Genomic DNA, 12,652 nt, shown 5'->3' with positions numbered 1-12,652 from the left:
TGGCCCGGCGCGCTCAGCTCAGGATCACCGGCGGCGCGAGCGGCTCGAGGCCGAGCATCATGCGCCCGGCGGATTCGACCTGGTTGATGGCAACCGCGAAATGCTGGGTCGCGGCGTGGGCGTCGCGCAACGAACGCTGCAGGGGATTGCGCTTGTAGTTGGCGTTGGCGCCGGACAAGGTGAACATGATGTCGGTGGCGCGTGCGCAGTTGTGCACCGCCTTGGTCGCCGCCAGCAGCATGTTGGCGCGCGCCTCGAAGGAAACGTCTTTTTCGCGCGCGATGAACTCGCCGAATTCACGCAGCGCATCCTTCAGCCACGCGCGTGAGCCGCGCACCAGCGCCACTGCCTCAGCCAGCCCGATATGAAAGGTCGGGCGATCACGCAGGGTGGTGGTGGTCGCCACGCCGGTCTTGGTCTGAGCAATCTCGACCGCGCGATCGATGGCGCCCTGGGCGATGCCGATGGCGATGAAGCCCGCTTGCATCACGCCCGTCGCGTAGGATGGGTAGCGATACAAGGGCCCGCTGAAATGGCGCGCATCGGGCCGCATGTGGCGGCCGAAAGGCCAGCTCATGTCCTCGGGCACGAATACGTCGTCGAGGATCACATCATGACTGCCGGAGCCGGCCAGGCCGCTGACGTCCCAGGTTTCGTCGATGGTGTAACTCGAGATCGGCACGAAGCAGGCGCGCGTGCGTGGCGCGCCATGGTCGTGAAACAAGGGTGTATCACCGTCGTATTCCTGGCACAGCACGAAATACCAGCTGCAATGCTGGCAGCCGCTTGCGAACTGCCAGAGGCCGCTGACGCGATGGCCGCCATCGCAGCGCAGCGCGCGGCCGAATGGAAAGAACGCCGAGCCGGTCACCACCTCGGGCTGGTTGGCGAAGATGGCTTCGATCGACTCCGGGACCATCGGCGAGGTGAACAGCGTGTTGACGTTACCGATGAAGACGCACCAGCCGGCCGAGCCGTCGATACGCGAGATGGCTTCCAGGCATTCGGCGAACTCCAGCGGCTCGAGTTCGGAGCCGCCCAGCGAACGCGGCAGGTAGAGCTTGAACAGGCCGGCCTCGACCAGCGCACGCACCACCGGCGGCGGCAGGCGGCGCAGTTGTTCGGCGCTATCGGCGTGGGCCTCGATTAGGGGGGCGAGGCGGGCAATGCTGGCGAGGTGACGCTGCAACACTTCGGTACTCATGGCGCTCCTGCTCGAGTGATGAAGGGAGGGCGCATCATGGAGTGCGGCGCAGGGCCAGGACAAGTCCGCGCGCCGCGGCTCGCTCAGTCCTCGACGATGCGGCTGTGGCGCCGCGTGTCCGGCATCAGCACGTAGACCGCCAGCGAGCAGGCGATGACGACGCTGACATAGGTATAGAACCAGGATTCGTGGCCGGCCTGCTTGAAGGCCAGCGCCACGTATTCGGCGGTGCCGCCGAACAGCGCATTGGCCAGCGCATAGGGCAACGCCACGCCCAGCGCGCGCACCTCGGTCGGAAAGAGTTCGGCTTTCACCACCGCGTTGACCGACGAGTAGGCCGACACGATGAGCAGCGACAGGCTCACCAGCAGGAAAGCGGTGAGCGCGTCACGCGTGGCGGCGAGGGTCGACAGCAGCGGCCAGGTCAGCGTGGCGCCGAGCACGCCGAAGGCGATGAGGATTGCGCGCCGCCCGACGCGATCCGACAGCGCGCCGAGCACGGGTTGCGCGAGCGTGAAGATGACGAGGGCCGCGGCGATGATGCGGCTCGCCTGGTCGGTGCTGAAGCCCGAGGTGTTGACCAGGAACTTCTGCATGTAGGTCGAATAGGTATAGAACGACAAGGTGCCGCCGGCGGTGAGACCGATCACCGTCAACGATTCGCGCGGATGGTTGCGCAGCAGATCGAGCGTCGTCGTACGTGGTCCCTGGCGTTGCTTGAACGACGGCGTTTCGTCCATGCCGCGTCGCAACCACAGCACCGCGCGCGCGAGTCCGCCACCGACGAAGAACGGTACGCGCCAGCCCCAGGCCTGCATGTCGGCCGGCGACAGCAGCGCGCTCAAGGCCAGCAGCAAGGCCATGGCGAGCAGCTGGCCTGAAATCAGGGTCGAGTAGAACACGCCCGACCACAGCCCGCGATTGCGGCGCGCGGCCATCTCCGACAGGTAGGTGGCCGACACGCCGTATTCGCCACCCATGCTCGCGCCCTGCAGGATGCGCGCGAAGATGAGGATGGCCGGCGCCGCCATGCCGATCTGGGCATGGCCGGGGCACAGCGCGATCATGAGCGAGCCCACGCACATCAAGTTGACCGACAGCACCATCGCCGCACGCCGTCCGGCGCGGTCGCCGTACAGGCCCATCAGCCACGCGCCGGCCGGGCGCGCGAAGAAGCCCACGCCGAATACCGCCGCCGTGTTCAGCAGCTGGCTGGTCTGATCCTGGTTGGGAAAAAAGACCTTGGAAAAATACAGGCCGAAAGCCGCATACACGAACCAGTCGAAGCTTTCGACCACGTTGCCGGCCGAGCCCGCGATGATCGAGCGCAGGCGCTGGTCGGCGGGAGCCGCGGAATGGATGGCGGTCAAGTTTGTTCCTCGAGGATGAGCGCGGCGCCTGCCGGCGCGCAATTGTCGCCTATCGCTCGCGGAAAGCCGATGCCTTTCCATCGACCGTCACGGCCGTGACGGCCGTGCGCCATCCGCCATCGCTCAGGCCGGCGTCTTCAGCATCAGGCCGAGGCGCGTCGCCTCGCACACCACGTCGCCTTTCTGGTTGTAGCCGACGTGCTTGAAGGTGACGATGCCGGCCTGCGGATACTTCTTCGATTCGCGGCGGTCGAGGATCTCGGTCTTGGTGGTGACGGTGTCGCCGGCGAACAGCGGGTTCGGAAACTTCACGCCTTCGAAACCGAGGTTGCCCATGGTCGTGCCCTGGGTGAGCTCGCCGACCGTCACGCCGCAGATCAGCGCCAGCGTGAACATGCTGTTGATGATGCGCGCGCCATGCATCCCGCGTGCGGGTCTTGAAGAGGGCGGCGAAGCGTGCTCGCATGGCTGGCCACTGCGTGCGATCTTCCTGCTCGGGCAGGGTCGCTGCATCGAGGCCCAGCAGCGCCAGGGTGTTGTTGTAGAAGCGCGCCTCGTTGGAACCGAGCGCGATGTACTTGCCATCCAAGTTTTCGTACACACGGTAGTAGGGCGCGCCGGAATCGAGGCGGTTGCTGCCGCGTTCATCGGTCCACAGGCCGCCGGCGCGCATGCCGTACATGAGGGCCATGAGCGAGGCGCTGCCGCCGACCATCGCCGCGTCCACCACCTGGCCATCCTGGCCCCAGCCCGTCATGCGGCCGTAGACGAGGCGCGGATTGACCGCCATGCAATCATCGGGGCCGAGGCGGTCGGCGACACCAGGACGAAAGCCTTCAATCACCGCGTCGGCTTTGCCGACCAGGCGATGCACGGCCTGCATCGCTTCGGGCTTTTTCAAGTCCATCGCAATCGAACGCATGCCGCGATGGATGAGCATGTATTTCGGATCCATCGCAAGGCCGCTGTCCGACGGCACGATGCGATCGATGCGGATGACGTCGGCGCCGAGGTCCGACAGCAGCGCCGCGCAGAACAGGCCCGGCCCGATGCCGCCGAGTTCGATGATGCGAATACCTTACAAGGGACCCATGTCGTGCTCCTGCTCAGAACTGCACGCGCTTGCCGACGCTGCGCAGCGCGGCGGTCCCTGCACCACGCGCTGCAGGGATAGGGCAGCATCTCGTGCTCGTGGCCTTCCCACACCTCGGTGAAACGGTTGCGGATTTGGCGCACGTACAGACCGTCGAACAGCAGCGAGCGGATGGTCGAGTCATGGGAAGCTTCGGCGATGGACTGCTTGTAATTCGGACCGACGCTCGACTCCGGCGTGCTGATGAAGCGCGTGCCCAGCCACACACCCTGCGCGCCTTGCGTCAATGCGGCGGCAATCTGCGCGCCGTTGACGATACCGCCGGCCGCGACCACCGGCACGGTGGCGAATTCCAGCACTTCGGCGAGCAGCGTGATGAGCCCCACGTCACCGGTGTGACCACCGCCCTCCGTGCCCTGCACCACCACGTCGGCGCCGTTGCGGATCGCCGAGCGCGCAGGCCACCACCTCCACCTTGTGCCGGACGCAGATCTCGAGTTTTTCCCTGGCGTCGTCGACCGCCATGGCCTTGTCGTCCACCGGCTTGACCTCGATGCCGAGTGCTTCGATTTCACGGGTGAGGGTCTGGATGGGACCGGGCAGCGTATCGATGGTGACTTCCGACAATTCCTTGGGCGCACGCGTCGGAAACCGATGTCCACGCACACCGGCTTGTCGGTGATGCCGCGCACCAGCTTGATCTCCTGCTCGACACGCGCGGGGGTGGGCGAAATGGCGGCAATGGTGCCGAGGCCACCGGCCTTGGATACCGCGGCGGCGAGCGGGCCGAATGCCACGCCGCCCATGCCGGCCTGCAGGATGGGATATTCGATGCCGAGCAGTTCGCACAGCGGGGTCTTGAGTTTCATGACGGCTCCTGGACTTCAGACGTCGAGTTCAATGGTCGCGACGTCCACCGCCGCGCCGCCGCCGTCCACCACCATCACGTGGCCGGTGACCATGGCCGCATCGCTGGAGGAAAGAAATGCACATACCGCGGCAATCTCGTGGGGCTGCGACACGCGACGCATGGGAATGTGGCGCGTCGAGCGGTGATAGGCCTCTTCCTCGCTGATACCGTCGCGTTTGGCGAGAAACTTGATGACGTCATCGGCGAGCTGGGTTTTCACCCAGCCTGGGCACATTACCAATACGACTTCCGGCATGCTGCGACGGTAGATGTCCTGCACGGTGTTTGCCCCTGGTTCGTTGTCATTCAAATCACGCCGGCGTCACGCAGCTGGCCTGTTCTTCAGCGTCCAGCCGCAACCACTCGCCATAGATCTCGGTGTTCGACGCGCCGAGCAATTCGGCCGCGGCCGGTCGAACTGCGCATGGCAGGCCGAGAAATGAATGGGCAGCCCCATGCCGGTGGCATCCACCGCGCCGAACACCGGATGCGCGAGATCCACCACCGCGCCCGTGCACGCAGCCGTGGGTCGGCGAGCATCTGCCGTGGCGTGCGCACCGGCGCGCTCGGTATGCGGCGCCGCTCATGCAGCTCGGCGAGGATCTCGGCGCTGGTCCGCGTGCGCGTCCAGTCTTCGATCAAGGCGTTCAAGGTCGCGGCGTGCTGCATGCGCGGACCGCGCGTGCTGTAGCGCGGGTCGTCGATGAGTTCCGGCTTGCCGATGGCTTCCATGAGACTGCGAAACCACTCGGGCATCATGGCGATGATGGCGACATAACCGTCGCTCGCCTGGTAGACGCCGAAAGGGACCAGGCGGTCGTGGTAGTTGCCGGTGCGGATGGCGTAGCCGGCGCGCTCGTAGGCGTCGAAATGTTCCTCGGCGATGAGCGAAGCCATGCAGTCGAGCATCGATACTTCGACGTGCTGGCCCTGGCCCGTACGTCCGCGGTGGATGAGTGCGGCGAGGATGCCGTTGACCGCGAACAGCGGCGCCAGCAGATCGGCGATGGGCAGGCCGACGCGGGTCGGCGGGCCATCGGCGAAACCGGTCACGCCCATCAGGCCCGACAAGGCCTGCACGATGATGTCCATGCCCTTCAAGCCGGGATAGAGACTCGGATCGCCGAGGGCATTGATGGAGGCATAGACGATGCGCGGATTGACCGCCGCCAGCGCCTCGTAGCCGACGCCGAGACGCTCGGCGGTGCCGTCGCTCATGTTCTCCATGACCACGTCGACCTGTTCGACCAGGCGCTTCAACAGCGTGAGCCCCTCGTGCCTCTTCAAGTCCAGCGTGATGCTCTTCTTGTTGCGTGCGCGATTGAGCATGCACAGCGCGATGTCATCGGCATCGCCCGGCCCGAAGTGAATGCCCTCGGCGCCGACGAAGGGCGGATTGCTGCGCGCGATGTCGCTGCCGCCCGGCGCCTCGACGCGGATGACTTCGGCGCCGAGGCCGCCCATCAGCAGCGAACCATAGGGGCCGGCCAGGGCGACGGTGAGATCGAGCACGCGTATGCCGTTCAGGGGTCGGGTGAGGGTGGTATTCATCGGTGCATCTCCAGGGCAACGGTCAAGTGATCGGCTGCGCTTCGGCAGCTCCGGCACCTTATTGGAAATGCTCACCGGGATCACTTGCCGCCCCCGCGCTCATGCGGCGAGCGATGCCGCGAGTTCGATGATCTCGCGCGCGGTCGCAACGTGGGCGATGTCGATGTGTTCGCCGTCATAGATGCAGGACGCACGACCCTCGGCCTCGGCCCTGGCATGGGCGTCGATCATGCCCTGGTAGTAGGCCACTTCGTCGGCCGAAGGGCTGAACACTTCGTTGGTGATGGCGACATTGGAGGGATGCAGCAGCAGTTCGCCGGTCATGCCGAGTTCGCGGCTGGCGGTGACGAAGGCGCGCAGACCCTCGGTGTCGTGCACCTGCTGCCAGATGCCGCCTATCGGCAGCTTGCCGGCGGCGCGCGCCGCCATCACCACCCGCGATTTGAAATACAGCGATTCGCGGCCGGCCGCCGACCACACGTAGCCGAGGGCACGCGCGGTGTCGGCGTTCCTAGCGGTGGCGCCGATCAGCGCCGCGACGCGCTCCTTCTTCGCGATCTCGTAACAGAGCTCCATCGAGCGCGGTTTCGAGCAGCGGCATGACGCGCGTGGTACCGATGTCCATGCCCTGTCGGAACTCGGCTTCCGACAGCATCATGCCGATGCAGTCGATGTCCTCCGGGCCATTGGTCTTGGAAATGAAGATACCTTCGAGGTGCGGGCCGACCACTGCCAGCACGTCGTCGAACTCGTACATGGGCGGTCTGCGGTTGATGCGCACGTAGACGCGCTGGCCGTGGGCGGCGAGCGGCGCCAGCTTGGAGGCGACGATGGCACGCGCCTCGAGCTTGAGGTCCGGCGGCACGCTGTCCTCCAGGTCGAGAATCAGGGCATCGGCGCGCGCGCCGGCGGCCTTGTCGATCATCGAGGCCTTGTTGCCCGGTACGAACAGGAAGGATCGGACGCGTTTCATTGCTTGCATGGCCATGGGCTTCTCCCGTTGCGGCTGGGTCGCGAGGCCGGAGCGCCGGGTCGAAGCCCGGACTCGCGTTTGCTGGACACGCTAGCGTCGGCCGATTGAGCGGCCAAGCGCAAAGGCAAGAAGCGGTGATTCTCGAATCGCGAAGCGGCCGTGCGCCGAGGCCACGCCACTCGGACCGTCAGGGCCGGCGTCAGGCTTCGGGGGCGGCGAGATGGGCAGCGGTGATCTGCGCGATGAAGGCTTCCGCCGCCGGCGACAGCGCGCGGCCGGCGAGGTAGCCGATGCGATAGCTGCGCTTGGCCCAGTCGCCTTCGACCGGCAGCGTGCATACGCGGTCCAGTTCGTCGGAATAGGCGATGCTGGCAGGTTGCAGGGCCACGCCGAGACCGGCGCTGGCGAGGCTGCGCGCGGCATGACGCAACTGCGCGAGGATGGTGGTGCCCTCGCCGAGGCTGATGAGATCCTGGTCGAGCAGCGCTTCCAGCGACACGCTGGCGGCCTGCGTGAGCGGATGCCCTATCGGCACCACCGCCACCAGGCGATCATCGCGACATTCGGTGCTGTCGATACCGTCATAGGCGCTGCCTTCGACGTGGGAGAAGAACGCGATGTCGACTTCTCCTTCCCGCAGGCTGCGCAGCACCTCGGCGTTGATGCCGTTGTGCAGGGTCACTTCGACCAGCGGAAAGCGCTGCGTGAATTCGCCGATCTCACGCGCCAGGAACTGCACGATCATGATGCCGGGCGCCGCCACCGCCACGTGGCCGCGCACGCCTTCGGACAACTCGGCAAGATCGCGACGCCGCGCTTCGAGCGTGGCAAGGATGCGTCGCGCATGGTTCTCCACCATGCGCCCCGCCGGGCTTGGCACCACGCCGCGCGCGGAACGGTCGAAGAGCTTGATGCCGAGCAGGTCCTCGAGATCCTGGATGCGCTTGGTGGCGGCCGACGCCGCCAGGTGTTCGCGGAACGCGGCGCGTCCGATCTGTCCTTCCTCGATGGCCGCCAGGAACAGCTTCAAGGTGAACAGGTCGACGCGCCGGATCAGGGATTGCACGGTCAGGCTGGACATGATCTTCGATGCAGGATGCGCGGCATCGAGCCTCACTATGGATTGAGCGTGCGCGGCGCGAGCGCCGGGCGACCATGGTAACGCGATCGTGGGCCAGGCTTCATGGCGCCCCGACCGCCGTTTTCTCGATCCGCGAAGGCACATTGCGCCAATCACGACGGGACGCGCGGCCAGACCTCACCCATACTCATCGCCATCCGCCCGCCGCGCCGTTGCGCGAGAGCGGAGATTGGCGAAGCGGTAAGGGGTCATGACAGCCACCAATGAAACTCCCTGGATGCCGCGCGCGACGGATCTCGAGTCGTCCGGCGTGGCGCGCCTGGTCGCGGCGCTGGGCGTCGCCGATTACGACGCCCTGCTGGCCCACGCCAGCGCCGCGCCGGCCGCCTACTGGGCGACGGTCATGCGCGTGTGCGACATCCAGTGGGACGCGGCGCCGAGCGGCTACGCCGACATGAGTCGTGGCCGCGAATTCCCACGCTGGTTTCCCGGCGGGCATCTCAACTGGGTGAATACCGTGCTGGCCTGGGGCGAACGCGAGGCCGCGGCGGGCGCTGTCGCGATCGTGGCCGAGGATGAAGCGGGGCGCGAGGTGTCCGTGCGCTACGGCGACCTGCGCTCCGCCGTCGCGCAGCGCGCGGCGGCACTTGCCTCACTCGGCGTGGCGGACGGCTCCCGCGTGGGCCTGTTGATGGACAACGGCCTCGAAGCGACGCTGGCCATGCTCGCCATTGCCTGGCTGGGCGCGGTGGCGGTGCCCCTGTTCTCGGGCTTCGGCGCCGAGGCCGTGGTATCGCGTCTCGGCGCGGCCGATGCGCGCGTATCATCGCATCACGCGCCTTCACGCGACGCGGCCGCGAAGTGCGGTTGGACACCGTCGTCATGCAGGCGCGGCCACAACTGCCGGGTTTGCAACACGTGGTGTGGAACGACGGCGCCGCACCGCCTTCGCCATTGCCGCGCGGCGAAGCGAACTGGTCGGCGCTGCTGAATGCACAGACGGACGTTGCCACGGCACCCGCCAGCGTCACGCCCGATCATCCCTTCCTCCTCATCTACACTTCCGGCACCACCGGCAAGCCCAAGGGCATCGTGCATACCCACGGCGGCTTTCCCTTGAAGATTGCCCACGACGCGCTGATGCATTTCGACATCGCGCCGGGGGACGCCTTCTGCTGGCCGGTCGATCTCGGCTGGATAGCCGGCACGCTCGTCATGAGTTCGGCGCTGCTGCGCGGTGCAAAACTCGTGTGTTACACCGGCGCACCCGACGCGCCGGACTTCTCGCGCATGGCAAGCCTCATCGGCCGTCATCGCGTCACGCACTTCGGCGCCGCGCCGACGCTGGTGCGCAGCATGGCGAGTCATGAAGAACAAAGTCTCAGCGGCGATTTCTCCAGCCTGCGTGTGCTCGTCACCGCCGGCGAAGCGATTGCCCCCGAGCACTTCCACTGGTTTCAACGGCACTTCGGCGGCGGCGAACTGCCGCTCATCAATTACACCGGCGGCACCGAAGTGTCGGGCGCGCTCTTGGCCTCGGTGGTGGTGCGGCCGATCGTGGCGAGCGCCTTCAACAGCACCTCGCCCGGCGTCGATGTCGACGTGGTGGCGGCGGACGGCGCCTCGCTTCCCGACGCCGTCGGCGAACTCGCGGTGCGCGAACCCTTCGTCGGCATGACGCAGTCCTTCTGGCAGGATGACGAGCGCTACCTCGAGACCTATTGGCGCCAAGTGCCGGGCCTGTGGCTGCACGGCGACCTCGCGGTGCGGCGCGCCGACGGGCAACTCTTTCTGCGCGGCCGTTCCGACGACACTTTGAAGATTGCCGGCAAGCGTCTCGGGCCCGCCGAAGTCGAGGAACTGGTGTTGAAAGTGCCGGGTGTGGCCGATGCCGCCGCGGTCGGCATGGTGGATGCGGCCAGCGGCGAGAAGCTGGTGGTGTTCATCGTTGCCAGGCCGAGGGCGACCGACGACGCCGCGGCTCGCGGCGCGCGTTGCGGTGGTGGTGCAGGAAGGGCTCGGCAAGCCGTTCCGTCCCGCCGCCGTGCACCTCGTCTCGCAATTGCCGAAGACGCAGCGGCAAAGACCCTGCGGCGTCTCATTCGAAACATCTACGCCGGGTTGCCGCCCGGCGATCTCTCTTCGCTCGACAACCCGGCGGCGCTGGACGAAGTGCGCAGCGTGGCCCTGGCGCCAGGTGCCGGATGAGCGCCGCGCGCATCGCATCGCCGGTGGTCCACGACCCACGGCGGACCCACGCGAGTCCTTGCCCGGCACGCCGGCGCCGATGATGAAATGGACGACGCCGGAAGGCATCACGCTCGCGGCCGATGCCTGGGGCGAGGTCGGTGCGCCGCAGGTCGTGCTGTTGCATGGCGGCGGCCAGACCCGTCATGCCTGGCGCGGCACCGGCGAGATGCTGGGCGCGGCCGGCTTTCACGCCATCGCCTTCGATGCGCGCGGCCATGGCGATTCTGATTGGTCGCCGGCGGGGGACTACGAGCAGGACGCCTTCGTGCGCGACCTCGCGCAGGTGATTGACGAACTCGGCTGTCGCTGCCCGGTGCTGCTCGGCGCGTCGCTTGGCGGCAACACGGCGCTGGCGGCGGCCGGCGAAGGCGCGGTCGATGCGGCCGGCCTGGTGTTGGTCGACATCGTGCCCCAGACCGAGCGCGCCGGCTTCGATCGCGTCAAGGCCTTCATGGCGCGCCACGCCGACGGCTTCGCCAATCTCGACGAAGTCGCGGCCGCCATCGGCGGCTATCGCCCGGGTGAGCAGCGCAGCGCCAACAGCGCCGGTCTCGCCAAGAACGTGCGCCGCGACCCGGACGGCCGCTACTACTGGCACTGGGACCCGCGCTTCCTCGACGGCCGCGAGCGCGACCTGGCCTTGCGTCACGCACGCCTGTCGGCGGCGGCGCGGTGCTTGCGCATCCCGACACTGCTGGTGCGCGGCGGCAGCTCCGACGTGGTGAGCGAGGACGGCGTGCGTGAATTCCTGGACCTGTGTCCGCACGCGGAGTACCTCAACGTGCTCGATGCCGGGCACATGATCACCGGTGACAAGAACGACAGGTTCGGGGCCGTGACGGTGGAGTTCCTCAAACGGGTGGCGGGGAAGTAGGGGAACCCAGTCCCTTTCGCCCAAGGCAGGTTTACGCCGTAGGTGCCTCGGCGCCGTCTTCTCCGTGGTCATCATTCACCGCATCGCTTGCCAGCAGAGCGCAGAGTCTGGCCAGCGCACCCGCAATCACCTGCCCATGCGCCTCGATGCTCGCGATGATCTCGGCCGGTGTGCGCGTGTCTACCGTGGTCACAGCATGCGGATTGACGGCCTTGAGGTCGAACACCGCCGCATCGATGCCCGCCGCCTGGGTTTCCAATTCGCGTGCGGCCCTGTCCTTTTCGCGGATCTGCGCATCGAGTAGTGCCTGGTCCTCGCTCGACGCCTTGTCCTGCTTCATGCGCTTCATGCGCACTTTGAGGTCGATCACTTCGTCCCTGATCCTGGCGGCGTCATCAAGCAGCGGCTGCATGTCTTCGCGTGCCTTGGCCCGCCGGGCGGCGAAGTCCACTGTCCAGGAATAGCGGCTATCGGCTCCCGGTGTTCCGTGCAGCGCCAGTTGCCGGGCATAGCTGGGAAAGGGTTTTCCTGCATTGGCATCGTCGCTCCGCCATTCGTTGACGAGCAGGGCGGGAAGACCAGCATCGTCCAATGCGCTGCCATCGGGCGCGAAGCCGAAGTGGGCGAGGGTCAGGGGCGTCTTCTTGCCCACCTTCACCCAGGCGAGATCGTAATACCAGATCTGCTCGGTCTTGCGGCCCTTGGTGAAGAACAGCAGGTTGGTTTTCACGCCGGCGCCGGCGGTGGAGAACACGCCGCCCGGCAGGCTCACGATTGCCCAGAGATCACACTCGTCCACCAATTTGCGCTTGGTCTCGACGAACGCGCTCTCATTGGCACGGAACAGCAATCCCTCATCCAGCACGATGGCGCAGGTGCCGCCGGATGCAAGCTCGGCGAGGATGTCCTGCACGAACAGGACCTGGGTCGCGCTCGTTCTAAAGAAAAAAATTCTTCTGGGCGTCGGCTCCCTCCTTGCCGCCAAAGGGCGGGTTGGTGAGGATCACATCGAAGCGCTTGGGCGCCTGTTCACGGTCTCCAGGGTGATACGGTCGCGGCTGACGTAGCCTTTTTCCCTGAGCACCGGGTCGATGAGGTGATAGCGGGTGTCCGCTTCGTTCATCGTCATGGAGTCGCCCTCGCTCGCCCGCCAGGTCAATCAGCCGAATCGAATTGCTGGCGAACCGTGCCGTTGCCAACGAATTGCGTGAGCAGCCGGTAGTTCTTGTGCGTATGTCGAACCCGACCGGCAACGACGGCGGGGTGAATTTCGAGTGCGTGGGCCAGATGCATTACCGCCATCGGGCTGGGGTTCTCGCGAACCGCGCTGCCCTCCCAGGTGGTTT

Annotated in this window: 6 protein-coding genes and 6 pseudogenes; 2 read left to right on the top strand and 10 right to left on the bottom strand. The window is 66.6% G+C overall.

Going from position 1 to position 12,652, the window contains the following annotated elements; genetic code table 11:
- Positions 1-13: 13 nt before the first annotated feature.
- From IPM80_16640 to IPM80_16600, 9 genes and pseudogenes are all read right to left on the bottom strand, one after another.
- Entirely contained in the window at positions 14-1,204 is a 1,191-nt protein-coding gene (locus IPM80_16640; protein MBK8959994.1) for an acyl-CoA dehydrogenase family protein, read from the bottom strand.
- Positions 1,205-1,287: 83 nt separating this feature from the next.
- The gene (locus IPM80_16635; protein ID MBK8959993.1) at positions 1,288-2,655 is read right to left on the bottom strand and encodes an MFS transporter; all 1,368 of its coding nucleotides are present in this window, start codon (positions 2,653-2,655) and stop codon (positions 1,288-1,290) included.
- Positions 2,656-2,697: 42 nt separating this feature from the next.
- A complete protein-coding gene (locus IPM80_16630; protein MBK8959992.1) occupies positions 2,698-3,087 on the bottom strand; it encodes a MaoC family dehydratase in 390 nt (129 codons plus the stop codon).
- Positions 3,020-3,649 (bottom strand): annotated as a pseudogene (locus IPM80_16625) (CoA transferase). The gene IPM80_16630 and the pseudogene IPM80_16625 overlap by 68 nt, the downstream one beginning before the upstream one ends.
- Positions 3,650-3,652: 3 nt before the next feature.
- Positions 3,653-4,536 (bottom strand): annotated as a pseudogene (locus IPM80_16620) (nitronate monooxygenase).
- A 15-nt stretch (positions 4,537-4,551) separates the two neighbouring features.
- Positions 4,552-4,857 (bottom strand): SDR family oxidoreductase, encoded by a 306-nt coding sequence (locus tag IPM80_16615; protein MBK8959991.1) that lies wholly within the window; start codon positions 4,855-4,857, stop codon positions 4,552-4,554.
- A 31-nt stretch (positions 4,858-4,888) separates the two neighbouring features.
- Positions 4,889-6,128: pseudogene (locus tag IPM80_16610) on the bottom strand (CoA transferase).
- 99 nt (positions 6,129-6,227) lie between these two features.
- Positions 6,228-7,116: pseudogene (locus IPM80_16605) on the bottom strand (CoA ester lyase).
- Positions 7,117-7,300: 184 nt separating this feature from the next.
- Positions 7,301-8,182: a LysR family transcriptional regulator gene (locus IPM80_16600; protein ID MBK8959990.1), complete on the bottom strand. Its 882-nt coding sequence runs from the start codon at positions 8,180-8,182 to the stop codon at positions 7,301-7,303.
- Between the two features lie 250 nt (positions 8,183-8,432).
- Here IPM80_16600 and IPM80_16595 point away from each other — a divergent pair.
- Together IPM80_16595 and IPM80_16590 are read left to right on the top strand one after the other, a co-directional pair.
- Positions 8,433-10,390 (top strand): annotated as a pseudogene (locus IPM80_16595) (AMP-binding protein).
- Positions 10,391-10,469: 79 nt separating this feature from the next.
- Positions 10,470-11,306 carry an alpha/beta hydrolase gene (locus tag IPM80_16590; protein MBK8959989.1) on the top strand — a complete coding sequence of 279 codons (837 nt, stop codon included), beginning with the start codon at positions 10,470-10,472 and terminating at the stop codon, positions 11,304-11,306.
- A 31-nt stretch (positions 11,307-11,337) separates the two neighbouring features.
- Here the strand turns inward: IPM80_16590 and IPM80_16585 are convergent.
- Positions 11,338-12,595 (bottom strand): annotated as a pseudogene (locus IPM80_16585) (N-6 DNA methylase).
- Positions 12,596-12,652 lie beyond the last annotated feature (57 nt).

Source organism: Pseudomonadota bacterium, from assembly GCA_016719885.1.
Classification (GTDB): Bacteria; Pseudomonadota; Gammaproteobacteria.
The sequence above is the reverse complement of the archived record's forward strand: the minus strand, read 5'-3'. Positions and strand labels throughout refer to the sequence as shown.

Bases quoted from the DNA above. Each gene is read 5' to 3' on its own strand.
- IPM80_16640 (MBK8959994.1), bottom strand. From the start codon at position 1,204: ATGAGTACCGAAGTGTTGCAGCGTCACCTCGCCAGCATTGCCCGCCTC.
- IPM80_16635 (MBK8959993.1), bottom strand. From the start codon at position 2,655: ATGGAAAGGCATCGGCTTTCCGCGAGCGATAGGCGACAATTGCGCGCC.
- IPM80_16630 (MBK8959992.1), bottom strand. From the start codon at position 3,087: ATGCAGCGACCCTGCCCGAGCAGGAAGATCGCACGCAGTGGCCAGCCA.
- IPM80_16600 (MBK8959990.1), bottom strand. From the start codon at position 8,182: ATGTCCAGCCTGACCGTGCAATCCCTGATCCGGCGCGTCGACCTGTTC.
- IPM80_16590 (MBK8959989.1), top strand. From the start codon at position 10,470: ATGATGAAATGGACGACGCCGGAAGGCATCACGCTCGCGGCCGATGCC.